16 protein-coding genes and 1 pseudogene are annotated in these 22,197 nt (G+C 68.1%); 14 read left to right on the forward strand and 3 right to left on the reverse strand.

Annotated elements, in window-relative coordinates; all coding sequences use genetic code 11:
• The first annotated feature begins 253 nt into the window (after positions 1–253).
• The 4 genes and pseudogenes from groL to RHCRD62_RS15015 all read left to right on the forward strand — a co-directional run.
• Positions 254–1,879 (forward strand): chaperonin GroEL, encoded by a 1,626-nt coding sequence (groL, locus tag RHCRD62_RS15000; RefSeq protein ID WP_050065518.1) that lies wholly within the window; start codon positions 254–256, stop codon positions 1,877–1,879.
• Positions 1,880–2,208: 329 nt separating this feature from the next.
• Positions 2,209–3,231: an alpha/beta hydrolase gene (locus RHCRD62_RS15005; protein ID WP_050065519.1), complete on the forward strand. Its 1,023-nt coding sequence runs from the start codon at positions 2,209–2,211 to the stop codon at positions 3,229–3,231.
• 204 nt (positions 3,232–3,435) lie between these two features.
• Positions 3,436–4,920: an HD domain-containing phosphohydrolase gene (locus tag RHCRD62_RS15010; RefSeq protein WP_253277349.1), complete on the forward strand. Its 1,485-nt coding sequence runs from the start codon at positions 3,436–3,438 to the stop codon at positions 4,918–4,920.
• Positions 4,921–5,247: 327 nt separating this feature from the next.
• Positions 5,248–6,477, forward strand: a pseudogene (locus tag RHCRD62_RS15015) (anaerobic C4-dicarboxylate transporter family protein); the annotation flags it as partial.
• 12 nt (positions 6,478–6,489) lie between these two features.
• Here the strand turns inward: RHCRD62_RS15015 and RHCRD62_RS15020 are convergent.
• The gene (locus RHCRD62_RS15020) at positions 6,490–7,599 is read right to left on the reverse strand and encodes an N-formylglutamate amidohydrolase (RefSeq protein WP_050065520.1); all 1,110 of its coding nucleotides are present in this window, start codon (positions 7,597–7,599) and stop codon (positions 6,490–6,492) included.
• A 45-nt stretch (positions 7,600–7,644) separates the two neighbouring features.
• Between RHCRD62_RS15020 and RHCRD62_RS15025 the strand changes: the two genes are divergently transcribed.
• Together RHCRD62_RS15025 and RHCRD62_RS15030 are read left to right on the forward strand one after the other, a co-directional pair.
• Positions 7,645–8,478: an alpha/beta hydrolase family protein gene (locus RHCRD62_RS15025; protein WP_050065521.1), complete on the forward strand. Its 834-nt coding sequence runs from the start codon at positions 7,645–7,647 to the stop codon at positions 8,476–8,478.
• 11 nt (positions 8,479–8,489) lie between these two features.
• The gene (locus tag RHCRD62_RS15030; RefSeq protein WP_050065522.1) at positions 8,490–10,805 is read left to right on the forward strand and encodes a serine/threonine-protein kinase; all 2,316 of its coding nucleotides are present in this window, start codon (positions 8,490–8,492) and stop codon (positions 10,803–10,805) included.
• Positions 10,806–10,816: 11 nt separating this feature from the next.
• On the opposite strand, the gene RHCRD62_RS15035 is transcribed toward RHCRD62_RS15030, so the two are convergent.
• Positions 10,817–12,892 (reverse strand): prolyl oligopeptidase family serine peptidase, encoded by a 2,076-nt coding sequence (locus RHCRD62_RS15035; RefSeq protein WP_050065523.1) that lies wholly within the window; start codon positions 12,890–12,892, stop codon positions 10,817–10,819.
• A 136-nt stretch (positions 12,893–13,028) separates the two neighbouring features.
• Between RHCRD62_RS15035 and RHCRD62_RS15040 the strand changes: the two genes are divergently transcribed.
• On the forward strand, positions 13,029–13,412 hold the full coding sequence (locus RHCRD62_RS15040) for a hypothetical protein (RefSeq protein ID WP_157050941.1): 384 nt from the start codon (positions 13,029–13,031) through the stop codon (positions 13,410–13,412).
• 56 nt (positions 13,413–13,468) lie between these two features.
• On the opposite strand, the gene RHCRD62_RS15045 is transcribed toward RHCRD62_RS15040, so the two are convergent.
• Positions 13,469–14,497, reverse strand: coding sequence for an alpha/beta hydrolase (locus RHCRD62_RS15045; protein WP_050065525.1), 1,029 nt, complete (start codon positions 14,495–14,497; stop codon positions 13,469–13,471).
• Positions 14,498–14,917: 420 nt separating this feature from the next.
• On the opposite strand from RHCRD62_RS15045, the gene lpdA reads away from it, so the two are divergent.
• The 7 genes from lpdA to RHCRD62_RS15080 all read left to right on the forward strand — a co-directional run bounded on the left by lpdA (position 14,918) and on the right by RHCRD62_RS15080 (position 22,195).
• Positions 14,918–16,321: a dihydrolipoyl dehydrogenase gene (gene lpdA / locus RHCRD62_RS15050; RefSeq protein ID WP_050065526.1), complete on the forward strand. Its 1,404-nt coding sequence runs from the start codon at positions 14,918–14,920 to the stop codon at positions 16,319–16,321.
• A gap of 322 nt (positions 16,322–16,643) precedes the next feature.
• A complete protein-coding gene (gene urtA / locus RHCRD62_RS15055; RefSeq protein ID WP_050065527.1) occupies positions 16,644–17,903 on the forward strand; it encodes an urea ABC transporter substrate-binding protein in 1,260 nt (419 codons plus the stop codon).
• A 51-nt stretch (positions 17,904–17,954) separates the two neighbouring features.
• A complete protein-coding gene (urtB, locus tag RHCRD62_RS15060; RefSeq protein WP_050065528.1) occupies positions 17,955–18,839 on the forward strand; it encodes an urea ABC transporter permease subunit UrtB in 885 nt (294 codons plus the stop codon).
• The gene (urtC, locus tag RHCRD62_RS15065; protein WP_050065529.1) at positions 18,836–19,945 is read left to right on the forward strand and encodes an urea ABC transporter permease subunit UrtC; all 1,110 of its coding nucleotides are present in this window, start codon (positions 18,836–18,838) and stop codon (positions 19,943–19,945) included. Before urtB ends, urtC begins: the two co-directional genes overlap by 4 nt.
• Positions 19,945–20,778, forward strand: coding sequence for an urea ABC transporter ATP-binding protein UrtD (urtD, locus tag RHCRD62_RS15070; RefSeq protein WP_050065530.1), 834 nt, complete (start codon positions 19,945–19,947; stop codon positions 20,776–20,778). The genes urtC and urtD overlap by 1 nt, the downstream gene beginning before the upstream one ends.
• Before the next feature lie 2 nt (positions 20,779–20,780).
• Positions 20,781–21,473: an urea ABC transporter ATP-binding subunit UrtE gene (urtE, locus tag RHCRD62_RS15075; RefSeq protein ID WP_050065834.1), complete on the forward strand. Its 693-nt coding sequence runs from the start codon at positions 20,781–20,783 to the stop codon at positions 21,471–21,473.
• Between the two features lie 2 nt (positions 21,474–21,475).
• Positions 21,476–22,195, forward strand: a complete 720-nt coding sequence (locus RHCRD62_RS15080) for a GntR family transcriptional regulator (protein ID WP_050065531.1) — start codon at positions 21,476–21,478, stop codon at positions 22,193–22,195.
• Positions 22,196–22,197: the final 2 nt, after the last annotated feature.

The following is a 22,197-nucleotide window of genomic DNA, read 5'->3' on the forward strand; positions in this document are numbered from 1 at the left end:
TGCCCGCGGCGGACCGCCGATACCTTGCACTCACCCCCGGTGAGTGCTAAAAATGCACTTGGCACTCACGACGCGTGAGTGCCAGGTCGGGACGGTGAGACCGGGATCCATCGACACCCCCGGTCGTCCGTCGCGGGCACCGAGCCTGGCCATGTGAACGGGGAAACCGCGTGCGGTCACCCCGCGAACAACTGAGGCGACCCGACGAGCGGTCGCCTTGCGTGTCACCCCCAATCCGGAGGATCACTTCGCAATGGCCAAGATCATCGCGTTCGACGAAGAGGCCCGCCGCGGCCTCGAGCGTGGCCTGAACAGCCTCGCCGACGCCGTCAAGGTGACGCTGGGACCCAAGGGTCGCAACGTCGTGCTCGAGAAGAAGTGGGGCGCCCCCACGATCACCAACGACGGCGTGTCCATCGCCAAGGAGATCGAGCTCGAGGACCCCTACGAGAAGATCGGCGCCGAGCTGGTCAAGGAGGTCGCCAAGAAGACCGACGACGTCGCTGGCGACGGCACCACCACCGCCACCGTCCTCGCTCAGGCGCTCGTCCGTGAGGGTCTGCGTAACGTCGCTGCCGGCGCCAACCCGCTGGGTCTGAAGCGCGGCATCGAGAAGGCCGTCGAGGCCGTCACCGCCAAGCTGCTCGACACCGCCAAGGAGGTCGAGACCAAGGAGCAGATCGCTGCCACCGCCGGTATCTCGGCAGGCGACGCGTCCATCGGCGAGCTCATCGCCGAGGCCATGGACAAGGTCGGCAAGGAAGGCGTCATCACCGTCGAGGAGTCCAACTCCTTCGGCCTGCAGCTCGAGCTCACCGAGGGTATGCGCTTCGACAAGGGCTACATCTCGCTGTACTTCGCGACCGACGCCGAGCGTCAGGAAGCGGTCCTCGAGGATCCGTACATCCTGCTCGTCAGCTCCAAGATCTCCACGGTCAAGGACCTGCTGCCGCTGCTCGAGAAGGTCATCCAGGCTGGCAAGCCGTTGCTGATCATCGCCGAGGACGTCGAGGGCGAGGCCCTGTCGACCCTGGTCGTCAACAAGATCCGTGGCACCTTCAAGTCCGTCGCCGTCAAGGCTCCGGGCTTCGGTGACCGCCGCAAGGCGCAGCTCGCCGACATCGCCATCCTCACCGGTGGCGAGGTCGTCAGCGAAGAGGTCGGCCTCTCCCTGGAGACCGCAGGCATCGAGCTGCTGGGTCGCGCCCGCAAGGTCGTCGTCAGCAAGGACGAGACCACCATCGTCGAGGGTGCAGGCGACGCCGACGCCATCGCCGGTCGCGTCAACCAGATCCGCGCCGAGATCGAGGCGTCGGATTCGGACTACGACCGCGAGAAGCTGCAGGAGCGCCTCGCGAAGCTGGCCGGCGGCGTCGCCGTCATCAAGGCCGGCGCTGCGACCGAGGTCGAGCTCAAGGAGCGCAAGCACCGCATCGAGGACGCCGTCCGCAACGCGAAGGCTGCCGTCGAAGAGGGCATCGTCGCCGGCGGTGGCGTGGCCCTGCTGCAGGCCGCTCCGGTCCTGGACGACCTGAAGCTCGACGGTGACGAGGCCACCGGTGCGAACATCGTTCGCGTCGCCCTCGAGGCTCCGCTCAAGCAGATCGCGTTCAACGCCGGCCTCGAGCCGGGCGTCGTCGCGGAGAAGGTCCGCAACCTCCCCACCGGCCACGGCCTGAACGCCGCGACCAACGTGTACGAGGACCTGCTCGTCGCGGGCATCAACGACCCGGTCAAGGTCACCCGCTCGGCGCTGCAGAACGCGGCGTCCATCGCGGCCCTGTTCCTGACCACCGAGGCTGTCGTCGCCGACAAGCCGGAGAAGGCCGCTGCTCCCATGGGCGACCCGACCGGCGGCATGGGCGGCATGGACTTCTGAGTCCGTTTCCTCCCGGGGCCTGACGGTCCCACCCGGTTCCACGCGAGGCCGGCTCACCTTCGGGTGGGTCGGCCTCGTGCCGCGCCGGGACCGCAGCCCGCACATCCAGAGGGTCGAGTGATGTAGGACATTCGTCCACAACTTCGACGAAACTTTGGACAACGGGCGCGGACTCGGACACACTGTTGAGCGCGCACTCGATCGTCGCGACCCCACAGGTAACGGTGGGGTCGCACTGCTGAATGGGTGCGCCCTCCGAGCAAAGCCAGTTCACACGCATACAGAGCGCCCGACAGACCGCAGCGCCCGACAGATCACAAGGTGGGAAGATGCCCAAGTTCCGTGGACCCGGCCGCAGGTTCGGTCGCATTGCGGCCGTAACCGCCGCACTGACCGTTCTGCCGCTGCTCGGCGTGGGCGGCGTCTCGAACGCCGCTCCGAGTGCGGTCTCCCCGAACGGGTCGTCGCTGGAGCGTGTCGACGGCACCGGCCGTCAGGTCACCGCCTACGTGCACTCGGTGTCGATGGACAAGACCATCCCGGTCAAGATCCAGATGCCCGCCGACATGAGCGCTCCGCGCCCGACGCTGTACCTGCTCAACGGCGCAGGCGGCGGCGAGGACTCCGCGACCTGGCAGCGTCGCACCGACATGGCGTCGTTCTTCTCCGACAAGAGGGTCAACGTCGTCACCCCGATCGGTGGCGCGTTCAGCTACTACACCGACTGGCTCAAGGACGATCCGGAGCTCGGCCGCAACAAGTGGACGACTTTCCTGACCCAGGAACTTCCTCCGATCATCGACGGAGCGTTCAAGGGCAACGGCGTCAACTCGCTCGCCGCGATCTCCATGACCGGAACCAGCGTCCTCAACCTCGCGATTCAGGCACCGGGCCTGTACAAGAGCGTCGCAGGCTACAGCGGTTGCGCCGAGACCAGCACCCCCGCGGGCCAGGCATACATCAAGTTGGTCGTCGAGTCCCGTGGCGGCGGCGACACCGAGAACATGTGGGGCCCGACCAGCGGTGCAGGGTGGGTCGAGAACGACCCGGTCGTCAACGCCGAGAAGCTGCGCGGCACCGAGATCTACATGTCCAGCGGAAACGGTCTGCCGGGTGCCCATGACACCCTCGCGAAGACGGGGAGCAATGCGGCTCTCGCGAACCAGGTCCTGCTCGGCGGTGCCATCGAAGGTGCCACCCTGCTGTGCACCAACAACCTGTTCAAGCGTCTGAACGCGCTGAACATCCCGTCGACGTTCGACTTCCGTCCGAACGGCACCCACTCGTGGGGCTACTGGCAGGACGATCTCCACAAGTCGTGGCCGTGGATCGCCCGCACGATCGGCCTGTGACACCCGGCCCCCTGACCTAGGCGACCACGACGGCGCCGATCCCGCTTCGCGCGGGGTCGGCGCCGTCGTGCTGTGTGCGGTAGGCGGGTGGGGGACAATCGTCTCGTGCGCGCGAATGCGGCGTTCGATGCCGCGGGTGGGCCGAGGCGGGCGGAAGTGCTGGCGGCGCTGTCGCTGGCCATCGACCTCGGTCTCGGGCAGCCGATGGAGCACATGCTGCGGTCGTCCCTGATCGCGTCCCGGCTCGCCGAGCGGGTCGGCGTTCCCGAGTCCGACCGGGCCGCGGTCTACTACGGCACCCTCGTCGGCTGGATCGGGTGCCACGCGGACTCCCACGAACTGGCCGCGCTCGTCGGTGACGACATCGCGTTCCGCGCCGACACGTACGGGATCGAGATGGTCGGCTGGCCGATGCTCCGGCTGATCCTGCGTCACGCCGGTGAGGACCGAGGGACGTGGGCGCGCGGACTGAACGCGGTGACGGTGGGGTGGACGGCGCGGTCCCGGGTCACCCGACTGATCACCTCGCACTGCACGTCGGCGCAGGCGCTCGCCGCCCGCGCAGGTCTCGGTGACGGTGTCGTGGACGTCCTCGCGTACACGTTCGAGCGGTGGGACGGACGCGGACTGCCCGCGGGCGCCGCCGGTGAGGCGATCCCCGTGGCGTCCCGGGTGATCGCGGTCGCCGACGTGGCCGAGGTACACCTGCGGACGGCGGGGGTCGGGCGCGCAGTCGAGGTCGTCGCCGCGCGGCGCGGACGGCAGTTCTGCCCACAGGTGGTCGACGCGTTCGTCGCCGACGCAGCCGAGATCACCGACGGCCTGCTCGACGACGACGTCTGGTCCGCTGCCGTGGACCTCGCGCCCGACCGGGACCGCCGCCTGACCCCGGACGAACTCGACACCCTCCTCGGCGCGATGGGGGAGTTCGTCGACTTCAAGTGCCCGCACCTGCTCGGCCATTCCCGCGCGGTGGCGGACCTGGCCCGAGGCGCCGCTCGCAGTCGGGGGATGTCCGAGTCGGAGCAGCGTCTCCTGTACCGGGCCGGACTGGTGCACGGCCTGGGGAGGATGGGCGTCTCGAACCGGATCTGGGACAAGACCGGGCCGTTGACGCCTGCCGAGTGGGAGCGGGTGCGGCTGTACCCGTACCTGACCGGACGGATACTCAGCCGGGTCACCGGCCTCGAGGACGTCGTCGCGGTCGCGTCCGAGCATCGGGAGCGGCTCGACGGCAGCGGCTTTCCGCGCGGCACCACCGCGACCGATCTCGGTCCCTCCGCGCGGGTGCTCGCCGCGGCGGACGCGTACCGGCGGCTGATCGAACCGCGACCTTCCCGTCCCGCGCACACGGCATCCGAGGCGGCGGAGTCGCTGCGGCGGGACGCCCGGTCGGGCCGACTCGATCCCGAGTCCGTCGAGGCCGTCCTCGCCGCTGCCGGGCATCGCGGGCCGCGCCGCACTCCGTGGCCGGCCGGGCTCACCGACCGCGAGGTGCAGGTGCTGCGGATGGTCGCGCAGGGCAGTTCGAACCGTGACATCGCCGCTGAACTGGTCATCTCCGAGAAGACGGTGCGCAACCACGTGGAGCACGTCTACACGAAGCTCGGCGTCAGCAACCGCATCCAGGCGTCGCTCGCCGCGATCGACCACGGATTGGCCGGGAGTCCGGCAGGTGTCGGCACCTGAAGATGGGGCCGATGCCTCTGGTGTCGAACGCGGAGATCGGCGGAACGATCCCGATGTGGCGCTGGATCGGTGACGGGTGCGCCACCACGTTCAGCTACTGACGCGGCGTCCGAACCGAGCGCCGGCCACGGCGCGGTTCCCCGGCGGGGTGGCCGGCCGTGCGTAACATCCCGGACGAGCCGGGTCCGGCCGTGGACCCGTCGACGGACGGGGTGGATGCGTGTGGACGCACTGGTGATCACGCTCGAGCTGATCGTGGTGCTCGGCGCCATCGTGATGGGCACCCGGTCGAGCGGTGTCGCGCTCGGTCTCTAGGGCGGTGCAGGCGTCGCGGTGCTCGTCTTCGTCTTCGGTGAGAACGTCGGCACCCCACCCGTTGACGCCCTGCTGATCGTCCTGTCGGTGGTGCTGGCGTCGTCGATGATGCAGGCGGCGGGCGGCATCGACTGGATGGTGTCGATCGCGGCGAACGTCATTTCCAAGCGACCCAAGCAGATCACCCTCATCGCACCGCTGGTGTCGTTCCTGTTCTCGGTCGGCGCGGGTACCTCGAACATCCTGTATCCGCTGCTGCCGGTCATCTACGACGCGTCCTACAGCAACGGGATCCGGCCGTCGCGTCCCCTGTCGCTGTCGGTGGTCGCGACGGGTGTCGCGCTGGCGTGCAGCCCGGTCTCTGCGGCGATGGCGGCGATGGTCACCCTGACCGACGTGGAGCCGTACAACTTCGAACTGATCGACATCATCAAGATCACGCTCCCGGCGGCGATCATCGGCATCGTGCTCACCTCCTTCGTGGTGAACCGGCTCGGCAAGTCCATCGCCGAGGACCCCGAGATCCAGGCGAAGATCGCGGCCGGTGAACTGTCCGCGCCGTCCGGCGGCGCGAGCAGGGTGGAACTGAAGTCCACGACGCAGGGACGCAACGCGGCCCTGATCTTCCTCGCCGGTGTACTCGCCATCGTGGTCTTCGGCCTGTTCAAGGGGATTCGACCGGACGCGGCCGACGGCAGCCCGCTGGGCATGACACCGATCATCGAGATGGTCATGTTCGTGGTCGGCACCCTGATCCTGCTGGTGAGCAAGCCCTCGGTCGCGGATGTACCGACCATGTCGGTGTTCAAGGCGGGCATGGTCTCCGCGATCGCCCTGTTCGGTCTGGCGTGGCTCACCGACACGTTCATCAGCGCGCACCTCGAACTGATCACCAGCACGATCGGGGACCTGGTCGAGGCCGCGCCGTGGATCTTCGCGCTCGGCGTGTTCCTCGTCTGTGTGCTCACCACCAGCCAGTCGACGGCGACCCGGACCATCGTGCCGATCGGTCTGACCGCGGGACTGGCACCCGGACTGATCAGCGGCATGTGGGCGGGTGCGTTCGCCGGAATCTATCTGCTGCCCACCAACGGATCACAGATCGCGGCCGCGAACTTCGACGAGTCGGGCAGCACCAAGCTCGGTACCAAACTCGTCGATCATTCGTTCTTCGTCCCGACGCTGGTGCTGGCGGCCACCACCATCGCGGCGGGCTCGGTGCTCGGCGTGATTCTCGGCTGAGCCGGGGCCGGGTCAGCGGTTGCGGTAGGAGTCCCAGCTGGCCTTGCACGCCCGGGCGACCTCGTCGACGTGGTCGGGATCGGCGTTCGGCCATCCCACCCCGGGCTCGTGCAGTTCCGCGGTGAGGGTCGGTCCGAGCAGGAACTCGCGCCGGAACTCGGCCTGCACCGCGGCGAGTGCGACGCCCGCCGCAGCCGCCCGTGAGGCCAGTTCGGTGAAGTGTGCACCCGCCGAGATGATCTCCTGGCTGCCCAGGTACGGCTGGTTCAACGCCACCGCCGCCGCGTCGTCGACCGCGAAACCGGCGCGATGCGCGTCCGCCAGCGCTCGGAGATCCGCCGGTGCCATCGTGACCGGGTTCTCCCCACGCGGATTGCCTTCGTGGTCACCGCGATTGGACAGGGCGACCACGGCGGGCAGCCGATCGGCCGGTGCGCGTTCGACGTTCACCGCACCGTCACGGGTCGTCGTGGTGTTCATGGTGTCGTGGAAGGACAGCGTGGTGAACTCCACCCGCCTTCCCCCTGCGCGCGCCTTCTCGAATGCGAGATCGACCATCCGACGGATCAATTCGTCGCGGGTGCGCTCGTACACCTCGAGGCCGCGCGCGGCCACGTCGGCGAAGGTGTCGGCGAGCTGCCGGATGCCGTCCTCGCCGTCGGGTTCGCGGAGCAGCGGGAAGAACGAAAACGTCACCGGTCGAATCGCATCCACCCCGGTGAGGTCGACGCGCTGGTACGGGCCCGCCGCCCGGACCCGGGCGAACGCCTCCGTCAGGTCCGCGCACAGGTCGGTCGGCCTGGCGCGGTGGGGGTCCCGGACCATCCGCGGATGCGGGTTCTCGACATACACGATCCGGGGGTCGATCTCCGCCCACCGCCTCACGATCGGACCGGTGGAGCAGTCGGTGAAGTCGAATTGCAGCCGCCGGGTGAACTCGGGGGCGAGAAACGGTGCCAGTTCTGAGGGAATGAGCGCCCCCGAGTGGGGGCAGCTGACGAGCACCTCGGCACCGGCCAACGCCTCGTCGAGGCTGCGATTGTCGCGATCGGCGTAGAAGATCAGATCGTCCGGCGTGAACTCGGTGCCTGCGGGCAGCAGCAACGGGTCTGAGAGTGCCATGTCCGAACACTATCGGGCGCGGTGTTCTGGAGAGAGTATTGAACTGTGGAGACGATTCCGATTCAGATGGCGGACGGGACCGTGGTGCCGGTCCGACTGTTCGAGGGCCGCGCCACAGCGCCGGTCGTGGTGATCTTTCCGGGTCTCGGAGTGCCCGGGGGCTACTACGACCTGTTCGCGCAGGCGCTGGTCGAGCGCGGGTACAACGCCGCGATCGGGGAACTGCGCGGCCAGGGTGACAGCAGGCCTCGGCCGGGGCCGGACAGTGCCTACGGCTATCAGGAGTTGGCGTCGGTGGACTATCCGGCCGTCTTCGAGGTGGTTCGGGAACGGTTCGACGAGAGCACGCCGTACCTGCTCGGGCACAGCATGGGCGGTCAGATCGGCGTCATGTACGCCGCGCGTGTCCACGGCGCGCTCGGCGGCGTGATCCTGGTGGCGTCGGGGTCGCCGTACCACCGCGGGCACGGTGTCGTGCGCGGCGCGGGCCTGCTGGTCGGGTCCGCGGCGATGTCGGTGACCGCCAACGTCGCGGGGTTCTGGCCCGGCGACCGCCTCGACGTCGGCGGGTTCGGCAGGCAGTCGAAGGTGCTGATCTCGGATTGGTCGCGGTTCGCGCGGACGGGCTCGATCGAGCCGGCAGGCGCCGACATCGACTACGAGAAGGCGATCGGGGAGTTGACGCTGCCCGTCCTGTCGATCTCGGTTCAGGCCGACGACCTCGCCCCGAAGTCCGCGATCCGGCACATGGTGCGCAAGTTCCCGAAGGCGGAGGTGACGACCTGGCACCAGGACGAACCGCTCGGGCACAACGGATGGATCCGCGACTACGAGAGCACGGTCGATCGCGTCGTGGCGTGGCTGCGGGACCGGGAATGACGTGACGCCACATGCCGCCGGAATCTGACCTCCCCCGGAATCCCGATCCTCCCGACGACGCGACCGTCGCGGGCGGCCCGCCCACGGCGGTCGGGTTGGCCGCGCTGCTGGGTCCCGGGGGATCCGGATCGGATGCGACGACCCGGTCCGGTGGACCCAGCGCGGGTGTCGTCGTCGACACCGGGGTCGCGAGGCTGGTGTCCGAATGGGAGGAGGGCGACCGGCCCCCGGCCGATCTGCGGGACTTCCTGCCGGACACGGATGCGATCCGGCGTGCCGCGCTGATCGAACTGGTGATGGTCGATCTCGCCTACCGGTGGATCCGGGTGCGCAGGCCGAAACGGATCGCCGACTACTGTCTCGACTTCCCGGAACTGCTCGCCGGCCCGATTCCACCAGAGCTGGTCTACGAGGAGTACCGGGTCAGGCGGCTCGCGGGCGAGGACGTCCACGCCGACGACTACGTCGCGGAGTTCCCGGAGCAGGCGGAACGGTTCGTGTGGCTGCTCGAGCACGATCCACGGTCGGGTGAGGCGGCCCCGTCTGCGCTGCCGGACGGTGCGGACCTGCGGGTCGGTGAGCGGCTCGACGACTTCGACCTCGTCGCCGAGCTCGGGCACGGCGCGTTCGCCCGGGTGTTCCTGGCACGGCAGACCGCGATGCAGAGGTGGGTGGCGCTCAAGTTGTCCCGCAATGTCGGGGCGGAGCCGCAGACCCTCGCGCAGCTCGACCACCCGTACATCGTGCGGGTGTACGACCAGCGGGTGCTCGAGGATCGCCGACTGCGGGCACTGTTCATGGAGTACGTGCCCGGCGGCACCCTGCTCGATCTCGTCCGGTTGGTGCGTGCCACGCCGCCCGAGCGTCGGTCCGGGCAGTTGGTGCTGGATTCGATCGACCGGGAGTTGTCGCGGAAGGGCGTCACCGGCCCGGGGGAGTCCAGTGTGCGTGACGAGCTGGCGGCGCTGTCGTGGCCGGAGACGGTCGCCTGGATCGGGCTCCGGCTCGCGGAGGCGCTCGAGCATGCTCGCAGTCAGGGGATTCTGCACCGTGACGTGAAGCCTGCCAACGTGCTCCTGACCGCGGAGGGGATTCCGAAGCTCGCCGACTTCAACGTCAGCTCCGGCGACGCTGTCGCGGTGCCCGGATCGACGGGGGTGGTCGCCGGGTCGCTCGCCTACATGTCGCCGGAACAGTTGGCCGTGTCCGCGGGTGCGACGTCGGGCGCCGCCGCGGACGCCCGGATCGACACGCGCAGCGACATCTACTCGCTCGGCGTGATGATGTGGGAGTTGTTGACGGGTGCGCGTCCGTTCCCCGACGACGACACCCCGGCCGCGGCGCTCGAACGTCGCCGGGCGGGTGTGGCGGCGGTGGCCGCGGCGCTGCCGGACGGGTGCCCGCCGACCTTGCGCAGGGTGCTATTGACGGCGCTGGAGCCGGAGCCGCGCCGACGCTGGTCGACCGGACGCAAGTTGGCACGGCAGTTCGCGCTGTGCCTCGACGCCCGCGCCCGTGACCTCGTCGATCCACGCCCCGGAAGCACGCGGTCCGCGGCGGTGCGATGGACGGTACCGATCATGCTCGCGGCGATCGGCATTCCGAATCTGCTGGCGACCGGATACAACTACTACTACAACCGGGAGACGATCGTCGGATCCCTTTCCCAGTCTGCGCAGAACAGTCTCGAACAGGTGCACCTGGTGATCGGGCTGGTGGCGTTCCCGCTGGCGGCGGTGTTGATCCTGTGGTGGTGCCGATTGGCGATCACGGTGCCGCGACAGGTCCAGTCGGGTGGTGCGGTCGACGCGCAGACCCTGGGTGACGCGCGGAGGGCCACGCTCGACCTCGGCCACCGCTCGGTGGCCGTCGCGTTCGCGATGTGGCTGGTCGCGGGCATCGTCTATCCGATCAGCCTGCAGATCGTGGCGGGCGGGATACCGGCGGTGACCTTCACACACCTGATCGCGTCCCTTTCGGTGTGCGGAGCGGTGGCCGTCGCCTATCCCTACTTCATTCTCACGTTCTACGCCGTCCGCAGCCTGTATCCGGTCCTGTTGTCGCACGGGGAGATCCACAGCGACGACGGCCGCGACCTGCGCGTGCTCGGGGTGCGCAGCACCCGCTACCTCGCAGTCGCGGCGTCGGTTCCGTTGGTGGGTGTCGCGGGTCTCACCTTCGCTGGTACCGACGGCGTCGGGCACGTCGAGGTGACGGTCCGTGTGCTGTGCCTCGGCGGCATCGTGGGTTTCATCATCGTGTACCAGTTGTTCCGCCGGATCGAAGCCGACCTGCGGGCGCTGCAGCGCGTCGTGATGCTCGGCTGATCCGCCCGCCGTCAGCTCAGGGTGCGCCAGAGGAACTCGTACGCCAGCGCCGACTTGAACGCGAGTTGCGCGTTGTCGGCGGCGCCGCCGTGCCCGCCCTCGATGTTCTCGTAGTAGTGCACCTCGTGGCCCTGCTCCTCGAGGAGTGCGGTCATCTTGCGGGCGTGCCCGGGATGCACCCGGTCGTCACGCGTGGAGGTGGTCATCAGGACCGGCGGGTACGCCCGGTCCGGGTCGACGTTCTGGTAGGGCGAGTACTTCGAGATGAACTCCCACTGCTCGGGGTCGTCGGGGTCGCCGTACTCCGCCATCCACGACGCACCCGCGAGCAGCAGGTGGTAGCGGCGCATGTCGAGTAGCGGTACCTGGCAGACGATGGCGCCGAACAGTTCCGGGTAACGCGTCAACATGACGCCCATCAGCAACCCGCCGTTGCTGCCGCCCTGCGCGCCGAGCTGCGCGGCGGTGGTGATGCCGCGCGCGACGAGGTCGCCTGCGACCGCAGCGAAATCCTCGAACGCCCGGTGCCTGCCCGCTTTCAGCGCCTGGGTGTGCCACTGCGGGCCGTACTCGCCGCCGCCGCGGATGTTCGCGACAACGTAGGTGCCGCCGCGTTCGAGCCAGCCCCGGCCCAGTCCACCGCTGTACGCAGGGAGCATCGAGTTCTCGAAGCCGCCGTAGCCGTACAGCAGCGTCGGTCCCGGTCCCGGTGCCGCTGGAGCGGAGCCCGCGGAGCGACCCGTGTGGTCGTCACGCCGCACCACGAAGTAGGGGACGGACGTGCCGTCGTCCGACGTCGCGAAGTGTTGCGAGACGGACAGTGCCGACGCGTCGAAGAACGACGGGGCCTGCTTGAGCGCTTCGACGGGTTCGCCGACGTAGCCGTGCAGGAGGGTGGACGGCGTGAGGTAGCCACTGGAGTTGAGGAAGAACTCGTCCGATGCGACCGCGTCGACGTCGATCACGTCCGTCGACGTCAGTTCGGAGACACCGTCGATCGCGGACTCGACCCAGCCGCCGGGGCCTGGCGTGAGCACACGCAAGCGGGTCTGGACGTCCGAAAGCGTCACCAGCAGAAGGTGATTGCGGGTCCACACGTACTGTTCGAGCGACGTGTGCGCGTCCGGTGCGAACAGTACCGTCATGTCGCGGGAGCCGCCGAGGAAGTCGTCGTAGCGGGCCGCGAGCAGTGCGCCGGCAGGATGCGTCGTGTCGCCGACGGTCCACGGCGACCGCGTCCGGATCAGCAACCACTCGCGGTGCGCGGAGACGCGGGCGTCGCCGGGGGCATCGATCAGCGTCAACCCGCCGTCGCGGGTGATCTCGTACCTGACGGACGTGTAGAAGTCGACGGCGCGATCGGCGAAGGACCGCTCGAATCCGGGGGTGCGGTCGTACCACACCGACGCCGCGACATCCGTGTGCTCGCCCTCGAAAACCGGTGCGGCGTCACGGAGGTCGGTGCCGCGCTCCCAACGTGCGGCGGTACGCGGGTACCCGGAGTCGGTGAGCGATCCGGGGCCGGTGTCGGTACCCACGTAGACGGTGTCGACGTCCACCCAGCCGATGTCCGACTTGGCCTCGGGGAGGTAGAACCCACCATCCTCGGGTGCGACGAATTCTCCTCGGGTGAGATCGAACTCGCGGACCACGACGGCGTCGGCTCCGCCGCGGGACAGGCTGATCAGGGCGCGTGTCTGATCCGCGTCGTCCTCGGTGCGCAGAACCTGCGCGCTGGACCACACCCAGTTCTCGTCCTCGTCGCGGGCGACGGCGTCCATGTCGACCAGCAGTTCCCACTCGGGGGAGTCGGTGCGGTACGAGTCCATCGTCGTCCGTCGCCACAGGCCGCGTACGTGCTCGGCGTCGCGCCAGAAGTTGTACAGGTAGGCGCCGCGACGGCGGACGTACGGGATGCGGGCGTCGGTGTCGAGGACCGCGCGGATGCGCTCGCGCAGGTCCGCGAACTCGGTCGACTCCGCGTACTCGGCGACGGTGCGGGCGTTGCGTGCGCGTACCCAGTCGAGGGCGGTGTCACCGGTGACGTCCTCGAGCCACAGGTACGGATCGTGTGCGTCGGTAGCCATGGCTCATTGATACCCGGGACGTGCGGATCCGCGTGCAGGTGGGCACCCTGCGTGCCGAATGGAGCCGACCCGGGCCGGACGGACCGGTGTCCGCGAAGCGACGGACGTCGGTGCCGCAGGTGACAGACTGGCGACCATGCTGGGTTGGAACATCACCATCATCAGGCCGAACGAACCGGTCCTCGGGCCTGATGATCCGCGGCTGGACGCACACCGTGAGGGTTCCTGGTCCTCGTACATCTCGCCGGACCTCGACGGTGACCGCGTCGCGTCCTGGACCGCGGGACTCGGTGGGCTCGACTGGATCGACCCCGTGGGCGGCGAGCCCGCCCCATCAAAGCAGCTGCGCGGTGGCGGATACCCGAGCGTCTATGCGGTCCCCGCCGAAGTCCTTCTCGCCGGTGCGGATCGGCTGTCCGCACGACCCGGGCTCACGAACGACTCGGCGGTCGATCTGTCCGCTGTCGTCGCGATGCCGGCGGGCGAATGGATTGTGGTCGAAGCGTGGGATCAGTCGTGAGACGCCGTCGACGTCCTCCGGCTCGAAGATGAGCGGGGACGTCCCGGCGGCGGACGTCAGGCCCCGATCGACGCCGCCAGCATCGGCCACGACTCGTGCAGATCGTCCTGCCAGTAGCCCCAGGAGTGGGTGCCCGCGGGACGGAAGTCGAAGGTTGCGGGGATCTGCAGTTCGTTCAGACGGGTCTGCAGGTGCATCGTGCACTGGTTGACGGCGGCTTCGATGAGGCCGCCGACGATCACCTGATTGGCCAGCACGTTCGGCCTACCGTCGATGCCAGGGGAGTCGAGGGTGTCGTGGTCGCCGGGCAGGCCCGAGGACGCGGAGACGAACAGCTGGAGCCCGCGGAGGTTCTCGGCGTTGACGACGGGGTCGTTCGCGACCCAGCCGGGTCCGTCGAAGGGTCCCCACATGTTGGTGGCGTCGGCATCGCCGCGGGATTCGACGACGGTGCGGACGTAGGCCTGGCCGGCTTCGGTCGAGGTTTCGGCGCAGCCGCTGTAGGCGCCGACGCTGCGGTAGAGGTTGGGTGCGGCGATCGCCAGGTTCAGCACGGACGTGCCCGCCATGGAGATGCCCGCGATGGAGTTGACCCCGGTCGTGCCGAAGGTGTCGTCGATGATCGGTGGGAGTTCCTGGGTGAGGAACGTCTGCCACTTGTTGCGCCCGAGTGTGGGGTCGTCCTTCTCCCAATCGGTGTAGTAGCTGAACGCGCCGCCGACCGGGGTGACGACGTTCACGTTCTTGTCCGCGAAGAAGTTCATGATGTCGGTGCGACGCTGCCAGGTCGCGGAGTCCTCGCCGCCCCCCGCGCCGTTGAGCAGGTACAGGGTGGGGCGGGGTGCGCTGGTGTCGGCGGGGGTGATGACCTCGACGGGGATGACCCGGTCCATCGCAGCGGAGTACACGTTCGCCGTCACCAAGCGGTCACTGTCGTGTTCGACGCCCTGGAGGTACGGGGAGTCACCGTTCACGACAGCCGGAGCGGGGTCGGCCTGGGCGTACGCGGGTGCCGCCAGCAGTGGGAGCAGGACGAGTGCTGCCGCGGCGACACACACGCGGTGTGAAGTGGTCCGAACACGCATCGGTGGCACCTTCCCTTGAGCGGCGGGCACGAATCGGCGCGAACCGAGTGACCCGGGTCGTTTTCATTTCTACCGAATCCGCGGGTCGGTGGCCATCGCCGGCGCGGCCGGCGGCTGCTCGACTGCCTGGCGCACGCATCGGTTCTGCTGGGCATTCGCTGCATCCGGGGGCGGCAGGCGGCCGACAGAAGGACGTGATCGTGGACCCGGTCCTGACGGGCCCACGATCACTTCTTCGATTGTCGTCGCCCGCGCACCGGTCGGCCAGGTTCTCCGGGGGAATTACCTCGTTCGGATGACAGTGCCGTTGTCCATCATTCGTTCGCACGACATCGGGAGGGTGTCGGCCGGGTTCGCTACCGGTCGGTAACCGGACCACCCGCGGGACATCGAAACCGTGCAGGACTAGGCTCGTAGCTCGTGACCTCACACTATGACGTCGTTGTCCTCGGTGCCGGTCCCGGTGGGTATGTCGCAGCCATCCGCGCGGCGCAGCTGGGCCTGAAAACCGCCATCATCGAAGAGAAGTACTGGGGCGGTGTCTGCCTCAACGTCGGCTGCATCCCCTCCAAGGCGCTGCTGCGGAACGCGGAACTCGCGCACATCTTCACGAAGGAAGCCAAGACCTTCGGCATCTCGGGGGAGGCGTCGTTCGACTTCGGCGCCGCTTTCGATCGCAGCCGCCAGGTCGCGGACGGCCGTGTGAAGGGCGTCCACTTCCTGATGAAGAAGAACAAGATCACCGAGTACGACGGTCGCGGCACCTTCACCGGTCCGAAGACCATCGACGTGGCGCTCACCAAGGGCGGCTCCGAGTCGGTCACGTTCGACAACGTCATCATCGCCACCGGCAGCACCACCAAGCTGCTGCCCGGCACCTCGCTCAGCAAGAACGTCGTCACCTTCGAGGAGCAGATCCTCACCCGTGACCTCCCCGGCTCGATCCTCGTCGTCGGCGCTGGTGCGATCGGCATGGAGTTCGGCTACGTCCTCAAGAACTACGGCGTCGACGTCACGATCGTCGAGTTCCTCGACCGCGCGCTGCCGAACGAGGACGCCGACGTCTCCAAGGAGATCGCCAAGCAGTACAAGAAGCTCGGCATCACCATCAAGACCGGCGCTGCCGTCCAGACGATCGAGGACGACGGCACCAAGGTCACCGTCGCCATCAAGGACAACAAGTCCGGCACCGTCGACACGGTGGTCGTCGACAAGGTGCTACAGTCCGTCGGCTTCGCCCCGAACGTCACCGGCTACGGCCTCGAGGCCGCAGGCGTCGCGCTCACCGACCGCGGCGCGATCGCCATCGACGAGCGGATGCGCACCAACGTGCCCGGCATCTACGCCATCGGTGACGTCACGGCGAAGCTGCAGCTCGCGCACGTCGCCGAGGCGCAGGGCGTCGTCGCCGCGGAGACCATCGGCGGCGCAGAGACCCTCGAGCTGGGCGACTACCGGATGATGCCGCGTGCGACGTTCTGTCAGCCGCAGGTCGCCAGCTTCGGCCTGACCGAGGAGCAGGCGAAGGCGGAGGGCTACGACGTCAAGGTCGCGACCTTCCCGTTCATGGCGAACGGCAAGGCACACGGCCTCGGCGACCCGACCGGCTTCGTGAAGCTGATCGCGGACAAGACCCACGGCGAGCTCATCGGCGGTCACCTGATCGGTCCCGACGTCTCCGAGCTGCTGCCGGAGCTGACCCTCGCGCAGAAGTGGGACCTCACGGTCAACGAACTGGCGCGCAACGTCCACACGCACCCGACGCTGTCGGAGGCGCTGCAGGAAGCCATCCACGGCCTCGCCGGCCACATGATCAACTTCTAGGCCGCTCCGCGGCCCGAGCGCGAGTTCGGTGGCTGGACCACCGAACCCGCGCACGAGCCCCGCAGGTGCCTTCGAAGGGCGCTCGACCATTACGGTCGGGCGCCCTTTTTCGTGTCCGCACACGGGTTCCGTGACCACGTGAGCGCTTGTTCACGGCGACGCAACATGCGAAATCAACTGGTGATCGAGAGTCATTCTGGTGCAACAACTTCCATCTACTGTCTGCACTCGTTGCGAATACGACGCTGTATACGCGGCCCGGATACAGGCTTCACCAGCACGTCCGCCCCCTCCTCGACGTTCTCGACCGAAAGGCCCGTACATGCGTCACATCTCGAAGCGCGCACTCGCCGCGCCCGCTGCCGTCGCCGCCCTCGGCCTCGTTCTGACCGGCTGCGGTAGCAAGGCCTCCGACACCGCGTCCGGCGACACGGCCGCCGCGTCCTGCGTCGACACCTCCGGTGACTCGATCAAGGTCGGTTCGCTCAACTCCCTGTCCGGAACGATGGCCATCTCCGAGGTCACCGTCCGCGACTCCATCGCCCTCGCGGTCGAGGAGATCAACGCCGCAGGCGGTGTCCTCGGCAAGCAGATCCAGCTGGTCGGAGAGGACGGCGCCTCCGAGCCGACCGTCTTCGCGGAGAAGGCCGAGAAGCTCATCAGCAGCGACTGCGTCGCGGCCGTGTTCGGCGGCTGGACGTCGTCGTCCCGCAAGGCCATGCTGCCCGTGTTCGAGGACCGCAACTCGCTGCTGTACTACCCGGTCCAGTACGAGGGCCTCGAGGACTCGCCGAACATCTTCTACACCGGCGCCACCACGAACCAGCAGATCATCCCGGCGCTCGACTACCTCAAGGAGAAGGGCGTCAAGTCCCTCTACCTCGTCGGAAGCGACTACGTCTTCCCGCAGACCGCGAACCGGATCATCAAGGCGTACGCCGAGGCCAACGGCATCGAGATCAAGGGCGAGGACTACACCCCGCTCGGCTCCACCGACTTCTCGACCATCGTCAACAAGGTCCGCACCGCCGACGCCGACGCCGTGTTCAACACCCTCAACGGTGACTCCAACGTCGCGTTCTTCCGTGAGTACAAGAACGTCGGCCTGACCCCGCAGGACATGCCGGTCGTCTCGGTCTCCATCGCGGAGGAGGAGGTCGGCGGCATCGGTGTCCAGAACATCGAGGGCCAGCTGACCGCGTGGAACTACTACCAGACCATCGACACCCCGGTGAACAAGAAGTTCGTCGACGCGTACAAGGCCAAGTTCGGGCAGAACAAGCCGACGTCCGACCCGATGGAAGCCGCGTACACGTCCGTCTACCTGTGGAAGAACACGGTCGAGAAGGCCAACTCCTTCGCGGTCGCCGATATCCAGGCCAACGCGGACGGAGTCACGTTCGACGCGCCCGAGGGCCTGGTCACCATCGACGGCGACAACCACCACATCACCAAGACCGCCCGGATCGGTGAGATCCGTGCTGACGGACTGATCTACACGGTGTGGGATTCCGGCCAGCCGATCGAGCCGGACCCGTACCTCGAGACCTACCCGTGGGCCGAGGGCCTGAGCAAGCAGTAGCAGCAGCCTGAATACGACGAAGCCGACCAGTAGAGAGGCAGTGCATCTTTCATGGATGTCGTGATCGGACAGCTCTTCACCGGATTGAGCATCGGCTCCATCCTGTTGCTCGCCGCGTTGGGGTTGTCCCTGACGTTCGGTCAGATGGGCGTGATCAACATGGCCCACGGCGAGTTCATCATGGCCGGTAGCTACACGGCGTACGTGGTGCAGCAGGTGATCTCGAGCGCCACGGGATCACTGTTCGTCTCGCTGGTGGTCGGCTTCGTCGTCGGCGGACTGATGGGCGTCCTCCTGGAGACGCTTCTGGTCAAGCGGATGTACCACCGTCCACTCGACACGCTGCTGGTGACGTTCGGTGTCGGACTGATCCTGCAGCAGCTCGCGCGGGACATCTTCGGCGCGCCGGCGGTCAACGTCGTTGCCCCGTCCTGGCTCTCAGGTGGCGCCGAGATCTTCGGTGCGGTGGTCCCCAAGACCCGCATCTTCATCATGGTGCTTGCCGTGGTCGCGGTGGCCGTGCTGGCAACGGCCCTCAAGCGCTCTTCGATGGGGCGGCGGATCCGCGCGGTCGTGCAGAACCGCGACCTCGCGGAAACCAGCGGAATCTCCTCCCGCCGAACCGATGTCACCACCTTCTTCATCGGATCCGGACTCGCGGGCGTCGCCGGTGTCGCGCTGACGCTGATCGGCTCGACGAGCCCGACGATCGGACAGAGCTACCTGATCGACGCGTTCCTGGTGGTCGTGGTCGGCGGGCTCGGTCAGATGAAGGGCGCCGTGATCGCCGCATTCGCCCTCGGCATCCTGAACTCGTTCATCGAGTACTCGACCACCGCGTCGATCGCGAAGGTGATCGTGTTCGTGATCATCGTGGTCTTCCTGCAGATCCGGCCCCAGGGTCTGTTCGCCGTCAAGACGAGGAGCCTGGTGTGAACGTCCTGACACATCCCAAGCTTCGCGTGTGGGGCGGGTTCGCCCTCGCCGCCGTCATCCTGTTCGGAGTGGCACCTGCGGTGCTGTCCGACTTCCGGCTCGGCCTGCTCGGCAAGTTCCTGTGCTTCGCGCTCGTCGCGGTCGGTATCGGATTGGCCTGGGGCCGAGGGGGAATGCTGACCCTCGGCCAGGGTGTGTTCTTCGGCATCGGTGCGTACGCGATGGCGATGCACCTCAAGATCGCCGACGCCGAACTGCGCGGCGACGATGTCCCCGACTTCATGCAGATCGCCGGTATCAGCGAGCTGCCCGGCTACTGGCAGCCGTTCGCCTCGCCGGTCGTCGCGATCATCGCGGTCCTGACACTCCCCGCGCTGGTGGCGTTCCTGCTCGGACTCGGCGTGTTCAAGCGCCGCGTCAAGGGCGCGTACTTCGCGATCCTCTCGCAGGCGCTCGCCGCGGCCTTCGCGATCCTGCTCGTCGGGCAGCAGACCATCGGTGGCAGCAACGGGCTCAACAGGTTCCGGACGTTCTTCGGCTTCAACCTGGCCGACCCCGCGAACAAGCGGATGCTGTTCTTCATTGCCGCGGCGGTGCTGCTGCTGGCGGTCGCAGGAATCCGGCAGCTCATGAACTCCCGCTACGGCGAGCTCCTGGTCGCGGTCCGCGACCAGGAGGAGCGGGTCCGGTTCCTCGGCTACGACCCCGCCAACATCAAACTCGTCGCGTACGTCGTCGCCGCCTTCCTCGCCGGTATTGCCGGGGCGCTGTTCGTCCCCATCGTCGGCATCATCTCCCCGGCGGACGTGGGAATCGTTCCGTCCCTGGCCTTCCTGATCGGCGTCGCGATCGGCGGCCGGGCGACACTCCTCGGGCCGGTGCTCGGTGCGATCGGCGTCGCGTGGGCACAGTCCGCGTTCTCCGAGTCCTTCCCGTCCGGCTGGATCTACGCCCAGGGCCTGCTGTTCATCGTCGTGGTCGGCTTCTTCCCGGCAGGCGTCGCCGGACTCGTCGCGCTGCTGCGTCGGCGCCGCACCTCCAGTCCCGAATCCGAGCCCGACGCACCCGTGCAGGCCGAGGTGCCCGAACCCGTGAAGGTGTCCTGATGTCCGGATCAGTCGAAGCAGTGAAAGCGCCCGAGATGGGCGGCAACGCCGGCATGTCGAGCGAATACCTGGAGGTGCGTGGGCTGTCCGTCAGCTTCGACGGCTTCAAGGCCGTCGACAACGTGGACCTGACGCTCCTGCAGGGCGACCTTCGGTTCCTCATCGGCCCCAACGGCGCGGGCAAGACCACGCTCGTCGACGCGATCACCGGACTCGTGCCCGCCACCGGTTCGGCCACCAAGTCCGGTGTCGAACTGATCGGCAAGAAGGTCCACCACATCGCCCGCCTCGGGGTCGGCCGCACCTTCCAGACCGCGAGCGTCTTCGAGGACCTGTCGGTCCTGCAGAACCTCGACATCGCCGCGGGCGCAGGCCGTTCGGCGCTGACGCTGTTGCGACGCCGCAAGGACGTGCTGCCGCAGATCGAGGAGGCCCTCGAGACCATCGGCCTCACCCGCCAGCGCGACACCCCCGCGGGGATCCTGGCCCACGGCCAGAAGCAGTGGCTCGAGATCGGAATGCTGCTCGTGCAGAACGCCGACGTGCTGCTCCTCGACGAGCCCGTGGCGGGCATGAGTCTCGAGGAACGCGAGGAGACCGGAAACCTGCTGCGCCGCATCGGTGGTGAACGAACCGTCGTCGTCGTCGAGCACGACATGGACTTCATGCGCGCATTCGCCACGTCGGTGACGGTGCTCGCCGCGGGCAAGGTGCTCTCCGAGGGCACCGTCGCCCAGGTCCAGGCCGATCCGAAGGTCCAGGCCGTCTACCTCGGCACCGGACACGTGGACGGCACAGCCGTCGCGAGCGCACACGATGCGAAGGAGGCATGACGATGCTAGAACTCGTCGACATTCACGCCGGCTACGGCCGAACGGAGGTCGTGCACGGGGTCTCGCTGACGGTGCCGGAGGGCGGCGTCGCCGCGGTGATGGGACACAACGGCGCGGGCAAGACGACGCTGCTGCGCGCCGCGGTGGGACTGATCAAGATCTCGTCGGGCACGATCCTGCTCGGCGGTGAGGATATCACCGGACTGCGACCCAGCGCCCGCGTCGCGCGCGGTCTGGCGTACGTCCCGCAGGGACAGCAGTCGTTCGGCCAGCTGACCACGGCGGAGAACCTGCAGGTCGTCGCAGACGGGCGCAAACGCGGCAAGGCGCTGATCGCGGAGGCCCTCGACCTGTTCCCGGCACTGAAGGACCTACTCGACCGCCGTGCCGGCCTGCTGTCCGGTGGCCAGCGCCAGCAGCTCGCCATCGCCCGTGCCCTGATCACCGAGCCCAAGGTGCTGATCCTCGACGAACCGACCGAGGGCATCCAGCCGAACGTCGTCGCCGAGATCGAACGCACCGTCATCGATCTCACCCGCCGGGGAGACCTGAGCGTCCTGCTCGTCGAGCAGCACATCGGCTTCGCATTGCAGGCGGCGCAGCACTACAGCGTCCTCGCCGCAGGCCACGTCACGTCCACCGGAACCGGTGGCGCTGACTCCGCCGACGCCGTCCGCGCAGCGATGGCCATTTGACGATGACCACCAAGGATGACGTGGTGGCCGTGCGTACCGCCAGAGGTTCGCTGCGCGAGCAGGTGTACCTGCGACTGCGGGGCGATCTGATGAGCGGACGAATCGGCCCCGGCAACCGGCTCGGCGAGGAACGACTCGCCGAACTGTACGGCGTGTCGCGGACCCCGGTGCGCGAGGCGCTGGCGCGGTTGCAGGCCGACGGTCTCGTCGAACGGGACGACAACGGACTCTTCCCCTACCGCCCGCGACTCGAGGAACTCGCCGACCTCTACGAAGTGCGAATCACGTTGGAGATGCGCGGCATCCTGCGGATCCTGCAGGGCAGCGGCGAACTCCACGACCCCGAGGTCCTCGGTTCCGAGCTGCAGCGGTGGTACGGGTTTCGCGGCGAGATACCCGACCCGGACGCCGGTTTCGTCGTCCTCGACGAGCAGTTCCACACCACTCTGCTCGCGTCGTCCGGCAACCGCGCGCTCGTCGACGCCCTCACGAACGTCAACGTGAAGGTTCGCCCGGTGCGGATGTTCGACTACCTAACCCCCGACCGGATGCGCGCGACGGTCGAGGAGCACATCACGGTCGCCGAACTCGTCCTCGACGGACACCTCCAGCGTGCCCACGATGCACTTCTCGCGCACATCGACGAATCCCGGGCGGTCGTGATCGAACGCGCCCAGCAGGCACTGGCGATGGCGCGGATGGCCAACGCCGTCCGCGACTGACC

The organism is Rhodococcus sp. RD6.2 (assembly GCF_001040705.1).
Classification (GTDB): Bacteria; Actinomycetota; Actinomycetes; order Mycobacteriales; family Mycobacteriaceae; genus Rhodococcus_G.